At 48.0% G+C, this 20,012-nt stretch carries 19 protein-coding genes and 2 pseudogenes; 19 read left to right on the top strand and 2 right to left on the bottom strand.

Translation table 11 applies throughout. The features are described 5' to 3' along the window. The first annotated feature begins 2 nt into the window (after nt 1-2). The 7 genes and pseudogenes from C0033_RS05970 to C0033_RS05940 all read left to right on the top strand — a co-directional run bounded on the left by C0033_RS05970 (nt 3) and on the right by C0033_RS05940 (nt 7,443). Complete coding sequence (locus C0033_RS05970; RefSeq protein WP_103226956.1) at nt 3-770, top strand: Fic family protein; 768 nt, start codon at nt 3-5, stop codon at nt 768-770. Between the two features lie 118 nt (nt 771-888). Then, a pseudogene (locus C0033_RS05965) lies at nt 889-1,494 on the top strand (type VI secretion protein); the annotation flags it as partial. A 756-nt stretch (nt 1,495-2,250) separates the two neighbouring features. Further along, complete coding sequence (gene ltrA / locus C0033_RS05960) at nt 2,251-4,065, top strand: group II intron reverse transcriptase/maturase (protein ID WP_103226955.1); 1,815 nt, start codon at nt 2,251-2,253, stop codon at nt 4,063-4,065. A 106-nt stretch (nt 4,066-4,171) separates the two neighbouring features. Continuing rightward, nucleotides 4,172-5,374 (top strand): annotated as a pseudogene (locus C0033_RS05955) (DUF87 domain-containing protein); the annotation flags it as partial. A 35-nt stretch (nt 5,375-5,409) separates the two neighbouring features. Continuing rightward, nucleotides 5,410-5,841, top strand: coding sequence for a hypothetical protein (locus C0033_RS05950; protein ID WP_146043739.1), 432 nt, complete (start codon nt 5,410-5,412; stop codon nt 5,839-5,841). A gap of 17 nt (nt 5,842-5,858) precedes the next feature. Continuing rightward, nucleotides 5,859-6,926: an amidoligase family protein gene (locus tag C0033_RS05945; protein ID WP_103226953.1), complete on the top strand. Its 1,068-nt coding sequence runs from the start codon at nt 5,859-5,861 to the stop codon at nt 6,924-6,926. Nucleotides 6,927-6,939: 13 nt separating this feature from the next. Next, a complete protein-coding gene (locus C0033_RS05940) occupies nt 6,940-7,443 on the top strand; it encodes a gamma-glutamylcyclotransferase family protein (RefSeq protein ID WP_103226952.1) in 504 nt (167 codons plus the stop codon). A 32-nt stretch (nt 7,444-7,475) separates the two neighbouring features. Here the strand turns inward: C0033_RS05940 and C0033_RS05935 are convergent, their stop codons facing one another. After that, nucleotides 7,476-7,814, bottom strand: coding sequence for a helix-turn-helix transcriptional regulator (locus C0033_RS05935; RefSeq protein WP_227179876.1), 339 nt, complete (start codon nt 7,812-7,814; stop codon nt 7,476-7,478). Between the two features lie 201 nt (nt 7,815-8,015). On the opposite strand from C0033_RS05935, the gene C0033_RS05930 reads away from it, so the two are divergent. The 12 genes from C0033_RS05930 to C0033_RS05870 all read left to right on the top strand — a co-directional run bounded on the left by C0033_RS05930 (nt 8,016) and on the right by C0033_RS05870 (nt 19,304). Beyond that, on the top strand, nt 8,016-9,026 hold the full coding sequence (locus tag C0033_RS05930) for an NlpC/P60 family protein (RefSeq protein WP_207656855.1): 1,011 nt from the start codon (nt 8,016-8,018) through the stop codon (nt 9,024-9,026). 76 nt (nt 9,027-9,102) lie between these two features. Continuing rightward, complete coding sequence (locus tag C0033_RS05925) at nt 9,103-9,369, top strand: hypothetical protein (RefSeq protein WP_103226951.1); 267 nt, start codon at nt 9,103-9,105, stop codon at nt 9,367-9,369. Between the two features lie 81 nt (nt 9,370-9,450). Next, a complete protein-coding gene (locus tag C0033_RS05920; RefSeq protein WP_103226950.1) occupies nt 9,451-10,383 on the top strand; it encodes a DUF6329 domain-containing protein in 933 nt (310 codons plus the stop codon). 16 nt (nt 10,384-10,399) lie between these two features. Beyond that, the gene (locus C0033_RS05915) at nt 10,400-10,669 is read left to right on the top strand and encodes a DUF6103 family protein (protein ID WP_103226949.1); all 270 of its coding nucleotides are present in this window, start codon (nt 10,400-10,402) and stop codon (nt 10,667-10,669) included. Nucleotides 10,670-10,695: 26 nt separating this feature from the next. Next, entirely contained in the window at nt 10,696-11,367 is a 672-nt protein-coding gene (locus C0033_RS05910) for a hypothetical protein (RefSeq protein WP_103226948.1), read from the top strand. Nucleotides 11,368-11,717: 350 nt separating this feature from the next. Then, a complete protein-coding gene (locus tag C0033_RS05900) occupies nt 11,718-12,155 on the top strand; it encodes a ribbon-helix-helix protein, CopG family (RefSeq protein WP_103226946.1) in 438 nt (145 codons plus the stop codon). Between the two features lie 89 nt (nt 12,156-12,244). Then, complete coding sequence (locus C0033_RS05895) at nt 12,245-12,532, top strand: hypothetical protein (RefSeq protein WP_103226945.1); 288 nt, start codon at nt 12,245-12,247, stop codon at nt 12,530-12,532. A gap of 61 nt (nt 12,533-12,593) precedes the next feature. Further along, nucleotides 12,594-13,280 carry a hypothetical protein gene (locus C0033_RS05890; protein WP_103226944.1) on the top strand — a complete coding sequence of 229 codons (687 nt, stop codon included), beginning with the start codon at nt 12,594-12,596 and terminating at the stop codon, nt 13,278-13,280. Nucleotides 13,281-13,295: 15 nt separating this feature from the next. After that, nucleotides 13,296-16,178 (top strand): MobP3 family relaxase, encoded by a 2,883-nt coding sequence (gene mobP3, locus C0033_RS05885; RefSeq protein ID WP_103226943.1) that lies wholly within the window; start codon nt 13,296-13,298, stop codon nt 16,176-16,178. 13 nt (nt 16,179-16,191) lie between these two features. Further along, a complete protein-coding gene (locus C0033_RS05880) occupies nt 16,192-17,175 on the top strand; it encodes a DUF3991 and toprim domain-containing protein (RefSeq protein WP_103226942.1) in 984 nt (327 codons plus the stop codon). A 50-nt stretch (nt 17,176-17,225) separates the two neighbouring features. Beyond that, entirely contained in the window at nt 17,226-19,034 is a 1,809-nt protein-coding gene (locus tag C0033_RS05875) for a type IV secretory system conjugative DNA transfer family protein (protein ID WP_103226941.1), read from the top strand. Nucleotides 19,035-19,046: 12 nt separating this feature from the next. Further along, nucleotides 19,047-19,304: a helix-turn-helix domain-containing protein gene (locus tag C0033_RS05870; RefSeq protein WP_103226940.1), complete on the top strand. Its 258-nt coding sequence runs from the start codon at nt 19,047-19,049 to the stop codon at nt 19,302-19,304. Between the two features lie 143 nt (nt 19,305-19,447). Here the strand turns inward: C0033_RS05870 and C0033_RS05865 are convergent, their stop codons facing one another. Continuing rightward, nucleotides 19,448-19,771: a helix-turn-helix transcriptional regulator gene (locus C0033_RS05865; RefSeq protein ID WP_103226939.1), complete on the bottom strand. Its 324-nt coding sequence runs from the start codon at nt 19,769-19,771 to the stop codon at nt 19,448-19,450. Nucleotides 19,772-20,012: the final 241 nt, after the last annotated feature.

Genomic DNA, 20,012 nt, shown 5'->3' with positions numbered 1-20,012 from the left:
GCATGAACGATAAGCGGTTACTGAGGAAAAAGGAGAGATATCAGCAGGGGAAAGATAAGATTCCACAGCTTACATCGGCCAGCTATGAGCGGGCATTTGAGATAGAATACACCCATAACTCCACGGCAATCGAGGGAAATACGTTAACCCTGATAGAGACGAAATTGATTCTGGAGGATCAAATCTCTGTGGGCGGGAAAAACCTACGTGAGATTTATGAACAGGTGAACCATCAGAAGGCGTTCCGGTATGTGAAGGAATGTTCTGCCAATCATTTGATGCTGGATGAAAGGATTGTGAAAGAGATCCATGCCATGTTGATGCGGAATATTCTGGAAGGCGGTGTTTATCGGAATAGAGATATTTATTTATCCGGTGCACAGCATACGCCCCCATCCCCGAAAGAAATGTGCTGTCAGCTCAAGAATTTTTATGGAGATCTGTTGTGGAAAGGGGAGCAGTTAAACCCGATGGAGCTGGCGGCCTGGACTCACGCGGAGTTTGTGAGAATCCATCCGTACCCGGATGGGAATGGGAGGACATCAAGACTGCTCATGAACTACCAGCTGATGGCCCAGGGGTTCCCGCCGATTTCGATTGCAAAAGAAACCCGATTGAAGTATTTTGACACCCTGGAAGCCTATGCGCTGGAAGGAAATCTCGATCTCTTTGCAGAGATGATTGCTGTTTTGGAAGAACAGCAGCTGGATCGTTATATCGGAATGATAGAACAAGGAGAGGCCCTGGACCTGGGGCCGCAGCTCCTATAAACAGAAAAGAAATATGGCGTCAGATGAGACACACATCATCTGGCGTTTTTTAATGTCTGGAATACGATCATCCGGACAGGTAAGGAGGAAATTAGAAGTGAAAAAGCGAGAAAGGACCATGGACGAAGCTGCCAGTGATTCCCGGGTACAGGGCTTCCTGGATATGATTGCCCCATCGGTCATTCAGTTTAATACAGACCATTTCATCTGTGGAAATACCTACCGCTGTGTGTGGGCGCTCCGGGAATACCCCACCTCAACCGAGGAGCAGGCAATCTTAAAGCACCTGGGGGAAAAGGACGGCGTCACACTGCGGATCTATACCCGGCATGTCAGCGCGCTGGAGGAAAAAAAGATCATCAGCAATGCGGCCAGCAAGAACCGCATGAACCAGTCCAACACCAACGATTTACAGCAGACGGTCCTGGCGGAGAGCAATCTCCAGGATGTGGCAGCCATTGTGGCCCGCACCCATCGAAACCGGGAACCGTTACTGCATACGGCTGTTTATATTGAGCTGACAGCCAATGAGTATGACCGACTAAAACTGTTGCAGACGGAGGTCCTGACCGAACTGATCCGGTCCAAATTGAACGTGGACCGACTTCTGCTGCGGCAACAGCAGGGGTTTCAGTCGGTGATGCCGAGCGGCCGGAACGTATTTAAGGATCAGTTTGAGCGGGTATTGCCGGCCAGTAGTGTTGCCAACCTGTATCCCTTCAATTGTGCGACACGTTCCTAACTGAAAAGGTTAGGCACTAAACAAAGAACGTAAAAGTTCAGTTTAGGAGAACTGATAATTCGATAGGTGGAATGATGGGGTAACGCCCTGAAACGCCTCCCTGAGACCTGCGAGTGGCGTAGCTGCAATTAAGTGCAAAAATGTCATAGAGCTCGCTGAAGTCGGCTGAGAGTACACCCTAACAGACAATGCTGAGGAACAGTGAACCAGAGGTGGTCAAGTGTACGATAGGTCGGGGGTCTACAAAATATCTATGGTTAGAATGTCTGCTGATTACAGTCAGCAAATGACAAATCCTTGAATGTACGGGTCTAAAATGGGAATTAGTCGAAAGGCTATACTTGCCATTGTGCAAGGTTTGTGGGGATTAGTAAGATTGGTTGATATGAAACTCCCTATGTCGTTACAGGCGGCATAAAGTGGTAAAACACTCCAGCAAACAGGCTCATAGAGGAAACCTAAGGGTATATGTATAGATAGAATTATCGGAACGTGGTAAGTCAACAACGTGGAGAGCTTAATCTCAATGAAGCGTTAGCAAGAAAATCCGCAAGGTATAACTTGCTTTTATGTTGATGAAAGTGGTGGCATAGTACCAATGAAACCGTGATAACAAGCGGCGGAGGGATAGCCACCAGTCAATATTTACAGTAAATCATTAGTCTAAACAGTTAAACAGCATAAGGTTCTGATGTGTGACTAAAAGAGGCAATCTTCAAAATTGGAGGTAGCCGACTTATGGCAACTGGAAAACTCAAGAAAAAGCAAACAATCAGAAACAATGAATACTACGATACGCAGGCTGTTTTTGATGACCTTTACTCCAAAGCTAAGCAAAACCACAGTTTTACCAATCTACTGGAAATTATTGAAAGTGAACAGAATATTCTGCTCGCCTACCGAAATATCAAGAAAAATAAAGGTAGCAAAACAAGCGGAACGAACAAAAGCAACATTATCGATGTTGGAGAAAAAGAACCTTGGCGGCTTGTGTCCTATGTCAGAGCCAGACTAAATAACTTCACTCCTCATTCCGTTCGCAGGGTAGAAATCGAAAAATACAACGGCGCATTACGTCCACTCGGCATACCAACCATCGAGGACAGACTGATACAGCAATGTATCAAGCAAGTATTAGAGCCAATTTGTGAAGCACAATTCTATAAACACAGCTATGGATTCAGACCAAACCGCAGCACCCATCATGCGATAGCACGTACAATGTTTTTGACAAACCGGCACAACTTTCAGTATGTCGTTGACATTGATATCAAGGGATTCTTTGATAACGTGAATCATGCAAAATTACTAAAGCAGATGTGGGCGCTGGGCATTCGAGATAAAAACTTATTGTGTATCCTCTCGAAAATGCTAAAGGCTGAAATAAAAGGGATAGGAATACCAACAAAAGGTGTTCCGCAGGGCGGCATACTTAGCCCCCTGCTCTCAAATATTGTGCTGAATGAACTGGACTGGTGGATTGCTAACCAGTGGGATAACAAAAAGACGGTTAAGGATTACGCATATCAAAGTAACAAGCTGAAAGCCCTTAAAAGGTCAAAGCTGAAAGAAGTATATATCGTCCGATATGCCGATGATTTCAAACTGTTTTGTAAAAACCGTGATGCCGCCAACAAGCTGTTCACAGCCACCAAACAGTGGTTAAGCGAAAGATTGGGATTAGAAATAAGTCCTGAGAAGTCCAAAATAGTAAATCTCAAAAGACACTATTCGGAGTTTTTGGGCATAAGGCTAAAGCTTTGGAAAAGAGGAAATCAGTACGCCGTTAAATCGTATATGACTGAAAAATCGGTTAAAAAATGCAAAGAAAATCTTAAAGGCAAAGTCAAGAGTATGCAAAAAGAAACCACCATCGCCAGCGTAATGAATTTCAATGCGGCGGTCTTGGGTGTTCACAATTATTATAGCGTGGCAACCAACGTCAATCTTGATTTTTGCAAAATAGCCTATTCAGTCAACAAGAGCCTTAAATGCAGAACAAAAAGAATCAGCAGCAAAAAGGGTAAGAAAAGCAAGACATATCAAAAATACTATGGTGATTATGATAAGCCGCCTACATTTGTGCATGAAATCGCACTGTTTCCCATTGTCCATATTTCTAATAAAAAGGCAATGGGGATGAACCAAGATATTTGCAATTATACGCAGGCAGGACGAAAGCTGATACACGATAATCTTAGCAATATCAACTCTGAAATTGTGTATTACCTCATGAGAAATCCTGTTTTTGGGGAAAGTGCGGAATTTAACGACAACCGCATTTCACTTTATGTCGCACAGAATGGAAAGTGCTTTATCACAGGTGAAGCACTCGAAATATCCAACATGGAGGTTCATCATAAAACCCCGCAACAGCATAAAGGCAAAGATAGCTATAAAAATTTAGTCTTTGTGTCGGGGTACGCCCACAAGCTCATTCACGCAACGGAGCAAGCCACCATAGAAAAGTACATTCGAATTCTTACCAGACAAGCTATTGATTTTAAGCGACTAAATCAATTGAGAGTTTCAGTTGGTAATTTAGAAATCTAATGAAAATAGGTAAATATTGATGGGGCGCCGTGTGAGATGAAAATCTCATGCACGGTGCTAAGCGGGGGAAAAGTCGGAGATTATTTCAAAGACTTACCTATCGCAATATTCCGGGAAGACCGATGCCCATGGGTTTTATATAGGCCGTGATAAGTTCGGCAGCAACGTGTTGGTGGATTTCAACCAGAGAGCGGATGATAAGACCAACGGTTCCATCCTGATTTTAGGCAACAGCGGTCAGGGAAAATCCTACCTGCTGAAGCTGATCCTGTGTAATCTGAGGGAGTCCAGCATGAATGTCATCTGCCTGGACCCGGAAATGGAGTATCAGGATCTGACCAATAATCTGGGCGGGTGTTTTATTGACCTGATGGATGGCCGCTATATCATCAATATTTTAGAGCCGAAGGTATGGGATGAGGGGGAGGGACCGGAAGACCTGGACGCACCGGTCACTTTCCGGATCAGCAGCCGGTTAAGTCAGCATATCAGTTTTTTAAAGGACTTCTTTCGGACCTACAAGGACTTTACAGACCGGGAAATCGATGTGATTGAAATCATGCTTCAGCGAATGTATGCGTCCTTTCAGATCACCGACGCATCCGATTTCCAGGCACTCGGGCCGAAGGACTATCCGATTCTTTCCGAACTGTATGACTTCATTGAGGAGGAATACAAGACCTTTGATGAAAAGAAACGCAATCTCTATACCGCAGAGCAGTTGCAGAACATCCTTCTGGGGCTGCATTCCATCTGCAAAGGGGCGGATTCTAAATTTTTCAACGGCCATACCAACATTACAGACTCCAGCTTCATAACCTTTGGAGTCAAAGGGCTCCTGCAGGCCAGCCGGAACTTAAAGGACGCGCTGCTTTTTAATGTGCTTTCGTTCATGAGCAATGAGCTGCTGACGACGGGAAATACCGCGGCCAGCCTGGATGAATTCTATCTGTTCCTGTCCAATCTGACGGCTGTGGAATATGTCCGCAACTTCATGAAGCGTGTGCGAAAGAAGAATTCCTCGGTGATCCTGGCAAGCCAGAACCTGGAGGATTTTAATATTGAGGGAATACGGGAATACACCAAGCCGCTGTTTTCCATTCCCACCCACCAGTTCCTGTTCAATGCAGGAGCCGTAGATGAAAAGTTTTATACGGATACCCTGCAGCTGGAACAAAGTGAATTCCAGTTGATCCGGTATCCCCAGAGAGGCGTCTGTCTGTATAAGTGCGGAAATGAACGGTACAATCTGATGGTGACCGCCCCGGACTATAAAGCAAAACTGTTCGGAAAAGCAGGCGGACAGTAATGACAGGCAGTACCGCCGCGGAGGAAAGGAGGACTATGGAAGAGAAAGAATTAAGCGCTGCAGAAACATATAGCCAGATGTTTGATCCATATCTGGACAATCCGCCGTATGTGCCAGAGGACCATGCGGCGCTTTATTTTGCAAGGGTGAACGTTTTCGTAGATGGCAGCTGTGTCGGTTTCTCCCATCGTGCGCATCATGTACAGTTGGAAGAACTGAGGAATGACCGCTTTTTACTGGCAATCTGCCGTGATTATCCAGAGAGGAAACAGCTGGGGGTTGTTATAGAAAACTGCACGTATCCGGGAGAAAAGAGCGGGAGGAATGTGAAAAATGGAGAGTTTTCACTTGTGTGTATGGGAGCCTTGGGCCTCCCTGTTTCTGAAAAGCTGGAGACTGCCTTCCGCTATGAAGAGATCCTACAGATGGAACAGGAGACTGGCACAGCGTATGAAATCTCCATGTAAAGAGAGGCGGTGGATACATGGATCTGAAAGACCAGCGCTTTGGAATTGAGATTGAGCTGACAGGGGTGTCCCGAGAACAGGCTGCGAAGGTGGCGGCAGAATATTTCGGAACCAGAGCGATATATATAGGGACCTTTTATGATACCTATGCGGCAAAGGACCAGAAAAGACGCGAATGGAGATTCATGAGTGATGCGAGCATTGTGCCACAGAGAAAGGTTCAGGGCGAGATTGTAGAAGCCAGCCATTCCTATAAGACGGAGATGGTCAGTCCCATCTGCCGCTATGAGGATATTGAGGTGGTACAGGAACTTGTGCGGCGGCTGCGGGAGGCAGGAGCCATGGCAAATGAAAGCTGCGGAATTCATGTTCACATTAATGCCTCCCCGTTTGATGCCAGGACACTGCGCAATATCACAAACATTATGGCATCCAAGGAGGACTTAATCTACAAAGCCCTGCAGGTATCGGTCGAGCGAAAGCTCCGGTTCTGTAAACCGGTTGAGGAACGTTTCTTGAGGGAACTAAACAACAAGAAGCCAAAGTCACTGGAGGAAGTAAGCAGCATATGGTACAACGGGAAAAGCCGGAAAAACAAACATTATGATGATAGCCGGTATCATTGTCTGAATCTGCACAGTGTGTTTCAAAAAGGGACGGTAGAATTCCGGCTGTTTAACGGTACGACCCATGCCGGAAAGATTAAGGCTTATATTCAGTTATGTCTGGCGATTGGGGCGCAGGCATTGAATCAGAGCTGTGCCAGCCGGAGGAAAACTCAGACAACCAATGAGAAATACACCTTCCGGACATGGCTTTTGAGACTGGGTTTAATCGGAGATGAATTCAAAACAGCCCGCCTGCATCTCTTAGAAAATCTGGATGGCTGTATTGCGTGGAAAGATCCGGCGCAGGCGGAAGCGCAGAAGGAGCGGCTCCGCTTAAAACGTGAGAAGGAACTGTCAGGACGAGGAGAGGCTGAAATGCAGGCAGAGCATATGTCCCAGTCTGGACGGGAAGAAATCGTGGAATCAATGGAAGCCGAGGCAGAGTCCCCGGCTTTTACTATGACATCAGGCATGTAAAGGAGACAAGGATATGGCAAAGAAAGCAGAACAAAAAAAACTGTATATTGCGTATGGCAGCAATTTAAACCTGCCGCAGATGGCGGTGCGCTGTCCGACTGCGACCGTAAAAGGGCCGGGTGAGATTAAGGGTTACGAGCTTTTATTTCGTAGTGTGGCTACGGTAGAACCAAAAGAGGGAGGCAGCGTGCCTGTGCTGCTGTGGGATATCTCTCCCCGTGACGAGGCGGCACTGGACCGATATGAAGGCTGGCCGCACTTATACCGGAAGGAGATGATGGATGTGGAGATGGAGGGGAAGACTGTTTCCGCCATGGTCTATGTGATGAATGACGGCCGCTCCCTGTCCCTTCCTTCCGAGCGTTATTACGGTGTCATTGAAGAGGGATATAAAACAGCGGGATTTCCTACGGCTGTTTTAGAACAGGCGCTGGCCAGGACGTTGGAAAAAATGGACCAGGAGGAAGCCCAGTGGAGGCAGCTGAGCATGAAGGATGCCCCCAGTTTCCACCTGTAAAGACACAAAAGCTGTGTACATCCGCACAGCTTTCAGTCTTTTTCTGCAACCGTTATTGTTTTTAGATAAGCCCCTAGCAGCTCTTCCAGCTGTGGATAGTATTTCTTATCCAGACCGGAGAGCATGTTTGTAACAAAACTTAAATCACCAGCCTGCTCTTTTCCAAGCAGAATGTAGTCGGCGGACATACAAAGCACGTTTGATAATCTGACAAGATAGGCAACGGAAAAGCCTCTTTCCCCGCGTTCAATTTCTGCGAGAAAGGAATTGGAAATGTCAGCTAATTCCGCTAACTTTTCCCGGCTATAGCCCAATGCTTCCCGCTGTGTCCGGATGCGTGTGCCAATTTCGTTGGCATTGATTTCTGTCAATGTGTTCCCCCCATTCTGTGTACGATATCATCAGTTTAACCCAATTTATCCGACGCATACAGCGTGTTAATCGGTTGAATAATGACCGATATAGTGTATAATTAAAAACAGAGATTGCATATCCCTATGAAAAGAGCAGGCTGCATTTCCAATATCCAATTGAAAGAGAACTAGGCCATAAGGGTCTTGTGAAGAGAGGAGATGAGAGATGTGGCAGCCCCTGCAGTCATCCTTGCCGTAAAAGCAGCGGCACTTGCAGCAACCGATCACCGGGCCAGGACAGCCGTTGCCTCCGTGATTGCGGCAGTGCTATTGCCATTTATTTTAGTCATTGTGATGGTATTGAGTTTGCTGGATGGAACCAGCACCCACAACATATCTGCGATTGATTCCGCATTCCACGGAGGTGCAATATCCGCGCAGACACCGGATGAATACCGTGTCTATCTGGAGGAGATCCGCCAGAGTTTTTCGGCGTTGGAAAGCATTATGGGAGGAATCGACCATATCGAAGATGGGGAAATCGATGGAGAACGGATAAAATCCATTTTTTATTCCATGTTTTTTGGGGAGACACAACCTTCCAAACGAGCGCAGGAAGATTTTGTAGATTGTTTTGTGGAGTATGAGGAGCGAACGGACGGAGATGGAAATACCTATATGGCGGCCATTCCGATTACCGATATGGAGACCGTGTATGGAAAGATCCAGAGCCAGCTTGGCCAGACCATCAGCACGGAGCAACGGGCCAACGCCCAAAGAATCTATGGTGTTGCAGAGTATGGACTTGCCATGCCCGGTGGAATGACAGCCGGGGCCGCCATGGGAGACGGAAGCTATCAGGCGCTGCTTTCGGAGGCAACCAAGTACATTGGCTATCCGTACCGGTGGGGAGGCTCTTCGCCGGCAACCTCCTTTGACTGCAGCGGATACATCTGCTGGATTTTTACCCAGTCCGGTGTTTACCATATGCCAAGGGTATCCGCCCAGGGGATTTTTTCACAGTGTGCCGTAATCCCGAAGGATGAGGCAAAGCCAGGTGACCTGATTTTCTTTACGAAGACGTATGCGTCCTCTACGCCGGTGAGCCACGTGGGCCTGTATGTTGGCAACAACCAAATGTTGCATTGTGGAGATCCCATCGGCTATGCGAACATAGACTCGGCCTATTGGCGCAGTCATTTTTATTCGTTTGGAAGATTACCGCACTAGCCGTTTTTTGGTAGATTGTGGTATCGACTTGTACCAGACGGTGTAGTATGTTCTGTTGCAAAAGGAGGTGAAGTTCATGGATGAATTCACAGAACAGGCAAAGGAATTTTTAAACAAACGGGTGAAGCAGGTGCGCGACGAACATCAACTTCTGTCCAGAGCCGAGCAAAAAGAGCAGATGGAGACGCTGAATCGTATCATGTTTACCCTCGCGGAGGGAGATCGGGAATGGCTGGATGCACGGATGGCAGATGACCTGCTCCTGACGAATGATGTGTGTGAAGCCCTGTATCTGGCCGGTCTGAAAGACGGCCTGCGGCTGCTTAAGCTGCTCATAATTTAAAACAGAATTCGGAGGCAGTTCGCTGTGATAAGAGCAGCGGCTGTTTCTGTTCCCATAAAGTGAAGAAAGGAGTGGATGAAGATGCAGGCAATCTTTGAGCACAAACCGGACTTTCGGTTTCGGGATTTTGTGATAGAGAAAACAGTGGAGCTGCCAGAAGAAGAGTTCCGACAGATGCTCCACCATCCAATGGGCGAACAGGATTTCATTAAAAACAATAGAGAACTGATGAAGCAGGATGACAAGGGAATCTATCATTGTATGCTGGTCACCGGGGAAGGCAGACCGGACGGACTATTGGTGGAGAGCGAGGGCTATGGTTACGCAAGATATGCCTCTTATGTACCGGAAGCCACAGCTTTGCGCTATCCGTCGCTCGCAAAAATGAATCAGGAACTGGCTGCCGCCGTGGAATTTATTGTCAGAGATGGAATCAGTCAGACAAGGGAAGGAAACTGGAGTTTGAGTTTTATGGAGCTGGAGGAAAAGAACGGCCTGCATGTGAAAGACCGGCCATTCCTGCAGGAACTGCTGGATTGTATGCTCTCGGAACGTCCGGAGGTTGCGGAAGTTCAGATAGAGGATGACCGCTTTGATGTCTGCTATCATCTGGACTTTTGTGCGAACTGCCGGGAGGAGACGGAGGAAAATGAAGCGGAGGAAAAACGGCTGGCTAAGAATCATCAGACCCGCCTGTCGGATCTGCTTACAACTCATTGGGAAAATGTGCATCTGCTATATGAAGATATGGATGCGGTGCCTCATACGATTGCGGAGCTGGATTCCAACACCCTCACAGCGGAGGGAAAGGAAGCCTGGGCTGATGTATTGGGGGCGCAGGTGGTGCGCGTGTACGATGGATTTTATGGCCTGCAGGTGGAGCTGACCGGGGTGAGAGGCAGTAGAATCGAGGCATTCGCGGCAATGCTTGGCGGTTATTGCAGCGTGGATGAGTACGAGGCATGGGTCAATGAGGAAGACGACCAGAATGACCTTGCGATGACAGAGACATAAATGAAGGAGGGATTCCATGAGAGATACAACCTTAACAATGGTGTTTAATACGGAGCGTCTGGACGCACTGACCTATCACATGGGGAAGAAGGAAGCGGATCTGCAGGTGGAGATGAATGATTATCTCCAGAAGCTTTACGAGAAATATGTGCCGCAGAATACCCGTGAATACCTGGATGATAAGATTGCCAGGGAGGCGAGGGAGAAGGAAGCCCGTCCGAAGAGACCGAGGCCGGAAGCCAAAACGGTGAATCATTCGCTGGAGGTTTCCGGAGAGAATCGTTAGAGACTATAAGGGAGGAGACAGGAGAAATGAATTATTTGGAGATTACCGTATGGCTGGAGGAGCATCAATACCAGGCGTTGGCTGACCACCTGGTAGATGATTCTAACCTGGATAAGGTAGTGACAGAGATCCTGCAGAATCTGTATGAAAAATGTGTCCCGGCTGAGGAGAGGGAGCGTATCAAGGAAATCGTTGCCCAGGAAGAAGCCATGCGGAAGGCAGAAGAAGCCGCCAGCCGCCGCTTTGTTTTCATTGAGGCAAAGAAGAATGGGGTGACCAGCTGCAGGATTGGGGAAGGGTATGGGACTCCTCTTGAAGTAGCCCATGCCTGTGCGCTTCATTATTCGCAGGCGAAAAAAATGAGTGGCCAGGAATTTCTGGAAGCGGCATACAAAGAGACGGAGCCGATTACCAAAGAGGAATTTGAGGAGCGCTGCGCTGTCGATGGCGAACGGATCAAAGGCATTTATTCTCTGGATTTCGATCATAACACGATAACGGCAGAGTTTGACGGAAACACGTCCACCCTGCCGATGAATTGTATGGTGAAGGCAGCAAAAGCCGCTTATCGCCGGGTAAACCTTAAACTTGAGGAAAGGATGGAGTTTTTTGCAAAGAAATTGGAAGAACTGGTCCCTGCTCAGAATGAGGAATCCAGTGAAATAGACCCAGGGTATGATATGACCCAGGGGATGTAAAAAGAGAATCAGCCCGCGTGAAGCGTTCGTTGGCCCTTTGTGCCGCTTGAAGAAGAGAGGTGGCATCCATGTACCATAAACGGGCTTTCCGGCCTTGTCGGGCCTTTGTGAGCGAGGCTTAAAATAACGGGAAAACCATGGGAATTTGGAATGAAAGTTGGGCCGAAAGTTGGGTCGAAAGTGGTGCAGGTTAAAGGGGTTATGCTGCTTTCGCAGCACACCCCCGGAAAACACCGGCCGGCAAAGCCGTCCGGGGATTCTGGTTTGAATACTTTATTGGCAGCGAGAGAAGAAAGTGATGCTGGAAGAGCCAAACGATGCAGGGAAAACGCCGATTGCGGGCTTTTTTAATGAATACCGAAGGAGGGGAGGCGTTGGTGGGCAGGGAAAAGAAACAGCGGATAGGCGTTTATATGGAGAAAGAGCTGGTAGAGCGGGCAGATGAGATGGCGGGCTATGTAGGAGCTCGTTCCCGGAATGAGTTTGTGGCAGAAGCGGTTAAATTTTATATTGGATTTTTGAATTCCAGAAAGGCAGAAAACTATCTGCTCCAATCCTTATCCTCCGTGCTCACCAGTACCGTCCATGACAGTGAAAACCGTCTGGCCCGTATGGATTTTAAATTGGCAGTGGAGATTTCCAAACTGGCTCATGTGATTGCCTATTCCCATGAGGTAGATGAGGACGCCCTGAAAAAGCTGCATCTGAAATGCGTGGATGAGGTGAAGAGAATCAATGGGGCGGTTGAATTTGAAGACGCATACAAATATCAAAAACGTGAAGTATAGAATATAAAAATAGTCAAAACGATTTATGAATCTTGCGTATGGACAATCGCCCTTATTTTATTTATGGTGTGTCAAAAAAGGAGTATGACATGGGAAGAGAAGAAATCATGGAAGATGCCATTCGGGAGCTGACAGAACTGGCTCTGCAGGAGCGAAGAGAAACATCTGATGAGTCAGAACAGGAACTGTTCAATACGGTGGTCGAACTCAGCGCCAAAGTAAAACATGTGCTGGATCAGCTTCCGGAGGAGGAGCGAATTCTTCTGACGGATTATCTGGAGAAAAAAGAATTGATTGCGGATCATGACTGCCGCCATCTGTACATGCAGGGAGCCAAGGACTGCGTCAAGCTGCTGAAAACACTTGGGGTCATGTAAGAGAACGGAATGCCGAAAGTGAACTCATGCTTTCGGCATTCGAAATCATGGAGGGAGAGAGATGAAGAGCCGGAGAATCATGGAAGCTGTCGCAATCCTTGTCCTGCTCCTATGCGTGGCGGGCTGCGGGAAACAGGAAGAGCAGGAAACTATCAGAAAGAAAAAGAATGGGATAAATCCAGTTAAGATTGTGTATGTGTCTGATACACCGGAATCAGAGTGTCAGCTCTGTGGAGCTGGGAAGGGTACCCTGCTGCCTGCCTATTGGGGAGAAGACAATGTTGGGATTATTGACGTAAATACGTTTGAAGTGGCCCACCTCATGCTCAATGAATATGATGACTATGGTAATAGAATAAAACCGAGACGCGGTTCCAGTACCAGTTATTTGAGTACAGGTGAAGATGGAATGACTGTATGGGGAAGTGAGGACAGCAGTAGAGGATACTACTCCGGGGAAGCCCATATGAGAAATGAAAAGGGATTGGAACTGGAAAAAGTCTCGAAGTTTCTCTGCACAGAGTGTCTGAATGAAATGTTAAATCAGTGCTACGATGATAGGTACCTCCAGCTCGGAGTTGTGAACTTTAAAACCAGGAAGATCCGGCTGCTGGAAAAGAATGTGAAAGCATTTACCTTTGATGATTTTTATGTGGATAGTGATTATTATGAAAAAGAATATGAAACCAATACAGAGCGTGGATTTCAGTTATTGATTTTTTATTGTCCGCCCAGAGACGAAATATAATGGAGGAAAGGCTCCATGCCTAACATTATTTTTACCAGCCACTATCTGCGGGATGCCCCGCCGGAGCAGCTTGCAAACTATGTCAAGTACATTGGAACCAGAGAGGGTGTTGAAAAGATTGATGAGAGCAAGGGTCACCTGCCCGCAACTGCGGCGCAGAAGAAACTGATTGCACAGCTGCTTCGTGATCTGCCGAAGGCAAAGGAAATGCTGGAATATGAAGATTATCGGCTTCATCCGACCAGACGAAACGCCTCAGAATTGATTTCCACGGCCCTGGAATGGAATCTGGATCTGTTGTCGAAGCGGGAAAACTATGTGGACTATCTGGCCAACCGTCCCCATGTGGAGCGGATCGGGGAGCATGGACTGTTTACGGATGCAGGCAAGCCGGTGGTGATTGCCAGAGTGCAGGAGGAGGTGAAAGAACATAAGGGGCCGGTGTGGACGCATGTGGTCAGTTTAAAAAGAGAGGACGCGGCGCGGCTGGGTTATGATTCCGGAAAGCAATGGATGGAGCTGCTGCGGTCGAAGCGGGCGATGTTCTGTAAGCAGATGAAAATAGACAGCGAGAACCTGAGATGGTACGCCGCATTCCACAATGAGAGCTACCACCCGCACGTCCATGTGATGGTGTATTCCGCAAAAGACCATGACGGATTCCTGACCGAGCCTGCGATTGAAGCGATGCGCTCCGAGCTGGCTCACGATATATTCCGTCAGGACTTTGCCAATCTCTATGAAGAGCAGAATGCAGCCCGCGAAGGACTCAAGGCAGAAGCAGAACAGACCATGAAACGACTGATTCAGGAAATCCAGTCAGGAACCTGCCAGAATCAGAAAATAGAAAAACAGATACAGCTATTGGCCAAGCGGTTACAGAGAACAAATGGAAAAAAGGTGTACGGGTATCTGAAAGCAGACTTGAAACAGATGGTGGACCGAATCGTGGATGAGTTGGAACAGGAGCCACGTATCAAGGAACTGTATCAGTCATGGGGAACTGCCCGGGAGAAAATCTGGCAGACCTATTCCAATCAGCCAATCCCGCTGGCTCCACTCTCCCAGCAAAAAGAACTGAAACGGATTAAAAATATGGTGATTACCGAGGCAATGCAGATCGGGAGTCACCATTTTTTGTTGGAAGAATCATCCGAGGAAGACAGCAGTACATGGGTAAATCATATAGAGACAGAAGAATCAGAAAAAAGAGATTCGGCAGATGAACCGGAAGACAATGAACCTCCAGATGATGCCGCTTTCCATGCAGAGTGGAGTGATACCTATAAAGCAGCCCGTCAATGTCTCTATGGCAGCGATGAGAAGGAGCCGGATTTTGAGGAAGCCTTCCGTCTGTTTTCGGAGGAGGCAGAAGCAGGAAATGCACTTGCCATGTTTGATCTGGGACGCCTGTATGCAGACGGTCTGGGAAGGGAAGCAGATCCTGCGAAAGCACAGGAATGGTATAGGAAAGCGCTGACCGCATTTGTTGCGGCGGAGCAATGTGCCGAGGAAAGGCAGCGTCCCTATCTGCAGTACCGGATTGGAAAAATGTATGCGGCTGGATTGGGAAATGAGCTGCCTGTAGTGCCGGATGAAGAAGGTGGGGAAGGGAAAACAGGGAGAGATTATGAAAGTGCAGCAACGTGGTTTTCCCGTGCAGTGTCGTCCAATCACAAATACGCCCAGTATTCGCTTGGCGGTCTTTATTACCGAGGGCAGGGAGTTACACAGAACTACAGTCAGGCATTTAACTTGTACCAGAGGTCCGCAGAGCAGGGAAATCCCTATGCCAGTTATGAAATGGCAAAGATGTACCGGGACGGAATTGGAGTTACTGCCAACGCGGAACATTCGGAACGTTGCTTTGAACAGGCATTTTCCGGTTTCTGCAGACTGGAAGCGCAGAGCCATGATGACAAGCTGCAGTACCGCCTGGGGCAGATGCTGCATACAGGAACCGGTACGGGAAAGGATGACAGAGCAGCGGAAGCATACTGGGAACGGGCCGCGCAGCTCGGAAATGCGAATGCCCAGTATGCATTGGGAAAGCTCTGGCTGGAACATGGAACCGGAGATCAGAAACAGGCGGTTGCCTGGCTTGAGAAAGCGGCAGAAGCAGAACATGCGTCAGCCCAATATGCTCTCGCAACCATTTATCTGGCAGGCGAGGCCGTTGCCAAAGATGTTACCAAAGCTATGGAGCTGTTTACGAGAGCAGCTAAACAAGGCCATGACTATGCAGCTTACCAGTTGGGCAAACAGTTCCTTCAGGGAGAAGAGACAGAAAAAGATGTGGAAGCTGCAATAAGATGGCTGAAGCAATCCGCTGCTGCAAATAACCAGTACGCACAGTATTCTCTGGGGAAATTATATCTGGACGGAGAAGACGTGGAAAAGGATGTCAGGACAGCGATTACCTACCTGAACAAATCCGCGGCCCAGAACAATGCGTTTGCCGAATACCGTCTGGGACGGCTCTACCTGCTGGGAGAGGATGTGGAAGCGGATGTAAAAGAGGCCGTCCAGTGGCTGGAGCGGTCTGCCTCACAGGGAAATCCGTATGCCCAATATGCCCTTGGAAAGCTGTACCTGTGCGGACATGAAGTACCGCGGGATAAGGAGAAAGCCATCCCGTACTTAGAAGCATCAGCAGCCCAGGGAAATATCTATGCGCAGTTTCTGTTAGATCATTTGGACTCGTTCCATGAGCCGTCTGTTTTCCTTGCGGCAACGAGACTCATGCACCGACTGGCACAGATGTTTGAGGAAGAAAACCGGAAAGCAGGAGGCAGTTCCATGCAGGTGGAAGGAAAACTCCGCAGAAGAATCCGGGAGAAAAAAATGGCAATGGGGCATAAAGCGGATGATGAGACTCCACGTCAGAATCTATCATGAGGAGGGATCAGATATGCCATATGTTTATTTTACAGAAGAGCAAAAGGAGCGGGCGAATTCCATCGACCTGGTGGATTTTTTACAGCGCCAGGGAGAAAAAATGCTTCCATCCGGAAGAGACAAACGTTTAAGCAGCGACCACAGCATTACGGTCAGAGGGAACAGCTGGTATGACCATGCGATAGAAAAAGGAGGGCTGGCCATTGATTTTGTAAAATACTTTTATGGAAAAACGTATCCGGATGCAGTGTCGATGCTGCTTGACGGGGAACAGGGGATTCCATACAGCCAGAGTCAAAAACAGGAGAAAGAACCATCTGCACCATTTTCGCTTCCACCGAAGAACAGTGATATGCGCCGGACCTTTGCCTATCTGTTAAAGGTGCGGTATCTGGACCGGCAGATCGTAACCGATTTTGCAAAGGCAGAACTGCTGTATGAAAGCCTGGAGGATTCGCAGGACAAAACGCGGCAGTATCACAATGTTGTCTTTGTCGGGAGAGATAAGGAAGGGGTGGCCAGGCACGCGCACAAAAAAGGAATCTACACCTATGGTCCGAGCTTCCGGGGAAACTTGACAGGCAGCGATCCAAAGTATAGCTTCCACTGGGTGGGAACCAGCGACACGCTCTATGTGTTTGAAGCACCTATCGATTTACTTTCCTATGTTTCCCTGCACAAAGTAGACTGGAAGCAGCATAGCTATGTTGCGCTGTGCTGTGTCGGTTCCAAGCCGGTCTTTCAACTATTGCAGGATTTTCCGCACATGAAAAAGATACGGCTGTGTCTGGATCATGATATTCCCGGAATGAAAGCGGCAGAACGGATCAGGAAACAGCTTTTAGAAATGGGATATGAAGACGTGGAAACGGATCTGTCCCAGTATAAGGACTGGAATGAAGATTTAAAAGCCCTGCATGGGCAGCCTGCGATTCCGGCTGAAGAGCTTCCGGGGAATCAGCAGGAAACGAAACAGGAATTATTGAAAATGGAATGAGTCAGTTCCCGACTTTTATCTATCGTACCCGGTTCCAGAAAGGAGGTCACATGGAAACAAATCAGATGGTGCTGCTCATTTGTGCCGGCGCAGGGATGTTCATTCTGATGGGCGTGATCCCGCTGCTTGCAAACCACTATTCGCTCAATGGGATTAAGTCAAAGACGGTAGGGGATGGACAATATGGCACGGCCAGGTTTGCCAGCGAGGCAGAAATCAAACGGACCTTTGCGCAAGTTCCCTATGAGCCGGCACTGTGGCGGCAGGGAAAACATCTGCCCGAGGTGCAGGGGATCGTAGTTGGAGGACTGTTTTCCAGAACCGGAGTGACGGCACTGGTTGACTCCGGAGACATCCATCTCCTGATGATCGGCGCGGCCGGCGTCGGTAAGACTGCCAACTTTTTATATCCCTGCATTGAGTATGCCTGCGCCAGCGGGATGAGCTGGCTGTGTACGGATACCAAGGGAGATCTGTTCCGCAATTACGCAGGGATAGCCCAGAAGTATTATGGATATCAGACTTCCATCCTGGATCTGCGCAATCCGACCTGTTCCGATGGCGATAACATCCTCAGTATGGTGAATAAATACATGGATCTATACTTAGAGAATCCGGAGAATCTGGCTGTAAAAGCCAAGGCAGAGAAATATGCAAAGATCACAGCCAAGACCATCATCAGTTCCGGAGGCGGAGATGCCTCCAGTTATGGACAGAACGCATTTTTCTATGACGCAGCGGAAGGGCTTCTGACAAGTGTGATTTTACTGATCTCCGAATACTGTCCCAAAGAGCAGCGTCATATCGTGAGCGTGTTCAAGTTAATCCAGGATCTGCTGGCTCCGTCACCGGTAAAAGGGAAGAACCAGTTCCAGCTGCTTATGCAGAAGCTGCCGGCCGACCGCAAGGCAAAATGGTTTGCCGGCGCGGCGCTTAACACGGCGGAACAGGCCATGGCTTCGGTCCTCTCCACCGCTATGTCCAGGCTGAATGCATTTCTGGATTCCGAGATGGAGCAGATCCTGTGTTTCGACAGCACGATGGATACAGAGACGTTCTGCAATTCCAAGTCTGCTATTTTTATTGTGCTTCCAGAGGAGGACACCACAAAGTATTTCATGGTAAGCCTGTTTTTACAGCAGATCTATCGGGAAATGCTGTCCATTGCAGATGAGCATGGAGGGAAACTTCCGAACCGTGTGGTGATTTTTGGAGATGAGATCGGTACTATCCCTAAGATTGAGTCCCTGGAAATGCTTTTTTCAGCCGGACGCTCCAGGCGGATCAGTATGGTACCCATCATACAAAGCTTTGCCCAGCTGCAGAAAAACTATGGGAAAGAGGGCAGTGAAATCATCGTGGATAACTGTCAGGGCGTTTTATTTGGTGGGTTCGCACCCAACTCGGAAAGTGCGGAGATTCTGTCAAAGGCACTGGGAAACAAAACGGTGTTGTCCGGCTCCATCAGCCGGGGGAAAAATGATCCCAGCCAGAGCCTGCAGATGATTGGGCGTCCGCTCATGACTCCGGATGAACTGAAATCGCTGCCAAAGGGACACTTTATCCTGGCGAAGACCGGCTGTCATCCGATGCGGGTAGAACTGCGCTTATTTTTTAAATGGGGAATTGAATTTGAGGAAGAATATGAAGTGGAACAGCATGTGGCGCGGCCGGTGTCTTATGCGGACCGGCTGGAACTGGAGCAGGAGATCATCCGGAGACAATTTGATGAGGACGGGGAGGCAGACTTTGATGAACCGTCAGGAAGAGAGGGAACTTCAGGCGGAGGTCTGGCGCATGTACCGATGCCAAACCGGACGGTTGCCCCAGGAACCAGACAACCACTTCGGACGGACTAAGGGGGGAGGTATGTGGGGTATTATGATGCTGTTTACTCAGAGGAACTACCACACCGCGCGATTTCGTTGTATATGTATCTAAAAGAGCGGGCAGATAAAAAGGGCCAATGTTTTCCGGCCATGAGTACCATCGCGGAGGAGTTAAATCTTTCGCGGAGAACGATCCAGCGGGCGGTTGCAGATTTAGAAAAGGCCGGTTTTATTAAAACAGAACAGCGCTTTCGGAGAAAGGGAGGAAAGAGCAGCTTACTATACACCATTTTGAAGTGATGGATTTACGCCAAGGGGAAACTCTGCTTTCACGGTGTCCTATGGTATGCGTCACCATGGCGCATGAAGGGAACATCCCAATACGAGAGAAAGATTTAAGACAGAGAAAAAAATAAGGCCATCCAAAAGCAGATGGCCTGTAATCATAGTTCATCGAGCAGGGCTCCCACAGTCGCTGTCAGAACACGCAGCTGTTTTTCATTACACCGATAAATCGCATGAAGCAGGGGAGTGAGGAGGGCATCGTTCGTTTTCCTCTCCGGATAGAAAATACTGTCTGCCTGGATGTTAAGGGTACGAATGAGTTTGTACAGGACTTCAAAACTTGGCAATTTTCCTTCATTTTCAATTGCCATGATAAAACGCGGTGTAATATCCACTGCCCTTGCCAGTTCTTCCTGGGTGATATGCTGATCCAGGCGTGACTTTTTGATAATGCTTCCTAAAGAGTGTTGTATATTCTCCATTGGCAGTTCACCTCCAATGTCATTGTACAGTTCGTGTCGTAAAAACGGAACGTACTAATAATTCATGTTTTTCATGAATAATTAATAAGACCTGATTATTCGGTACTATATATCGAAAAAGGAGATAGAAAAGCTCTCTGCAGGTGTCAAAAAATGAATTGTACTCCCTTCAGAAAGATTAAGATTTGTTTCAGAATCTGATTAAATAATTCCGGTTATAGTCTGTAACACAGACTAAATT

Source organism: Clostridium sp. chh4-2, from assembly GCF_002899675.1.
GTDB lineage: Bacteria > Bacillota > Clostridia > Lachnospirales > Lachnospiraceae > CHH4-2.
The sequence above is the reverse complement of the archived record's forward strand: the minus strand, read 5'-3'. Positions and strand labels throughout refer to the sequence as shown.

Coding starts and splice junctions, on each gene's coding strand:
- C0033_RS05970 (WP_103226956.1), top strand. CDS start 3: ATGAACGATAAGCGGTTACTGAGGAAAAAGGAGAGATATCAGCAGGGG.
- ltrA (WP_103226955.1), top strand. CDS start 2,251: ATGGCAACTGGAAAACTCAAGAAAAAGCAAACAATCAGAAACAATGAA.
- C0033_RS05950 (WP_146043739.1), top strand. CDS start 5,410: ATGGAAGAGAAAGAATTAAGCGCTGCAGAAACATATAGCCAGATGTTT.
- C0033_RS05945 (WP_103226953.1), top strand. CDS start 5,859: ATGGATCTGAAAGACCAGCGCTTTGGAATTGAGATTGAGCTGACAGGG.
- C0033_RS05940 (WP_103226952.1), top strand. CDS start 6,940: ATGGCAAAGAAAGCAGAACAAAAAAAACTGTATATTGCGTATGGCAGC.
- C0033_RS05930 (WP_207656855.1), top strand. CDS start 8,016: ATGAGAGATGTGGCAGCCCCTGCAGTCATCCTTGCCGTAAAAGCAGCG.
- C0033_RS05925 (WP_103226951.1), top strand. CDS start 9,103: ATGGATGAATTCACAGAACAGGCAAAGGAATTTTTAAACAAACGGGTG.
- C0033_RS05920 (WP_103226950.1), top strand. CDS start 9,451: ATGCAGGCAATCTTTGAGCACAAACCGGACTTTCGGTTTCGGGATTTT.
- C0033_RS05915 (WP_103226949.1), top strand. CDS start 10,400: ATGAGAGATACAACCTTAACAATGGTGTTTAATACGGAGCGTCTGGAC.
- C0033_RS05910 (WP_103226948.1), top strand. CDS start 10,696: ATGAATTATTTGGAGATTACCGTATGGCTGGAGGAGCATCAATACCAG.
- C0033_RS05900 (WP_103226946.1), top strand. CDS start 11,718: ATGAATACCGAAGGAGGGGAGGCGTTGGTGGGCAGGGAAAAGAAACAG.
- C0033_RS05895 (WP_103226945.1), top strand. CDS start 12,245: ATGGGAAGAGAAGAAATCATGGAAGATGCCATTCGGGAGCTGACAGAA.
- C0033_RS05890 (WP_103226944.1), top strand. CDS start 12,594: ATGAAGAGCCGGAGAATCATGGAAGCTGTCGCAATCCTTGTCCTGCTC.
- mobP3 (WP_103226943.1), top strand. CDS start 13,296: ATGCCTAACATTATTTTTACCAGCCACTATCTGCGGGATGCCCCGCCG.
- C0033_RS05880 (WP_103226942.1), top strand. CDS start 16,192: ATGCCATATGTTTATTTTACAGAAGAGCAAAAGGAGCGGGCGAATTCC.
- C0033_RS05875 (WP_103226941.1), top strand. CDS start 17,226: ATGGAAACAAATCAGATGGTGCTGCTCATTTGTGCCGGCGCAGGGATG.
- C0033_RS05865 (WP_103226939.1), bottom strand. CDS start 19,771: ATGGAGAATATACAACACTCTTTAGGAAGCATTATCAAAAAGTCACGC.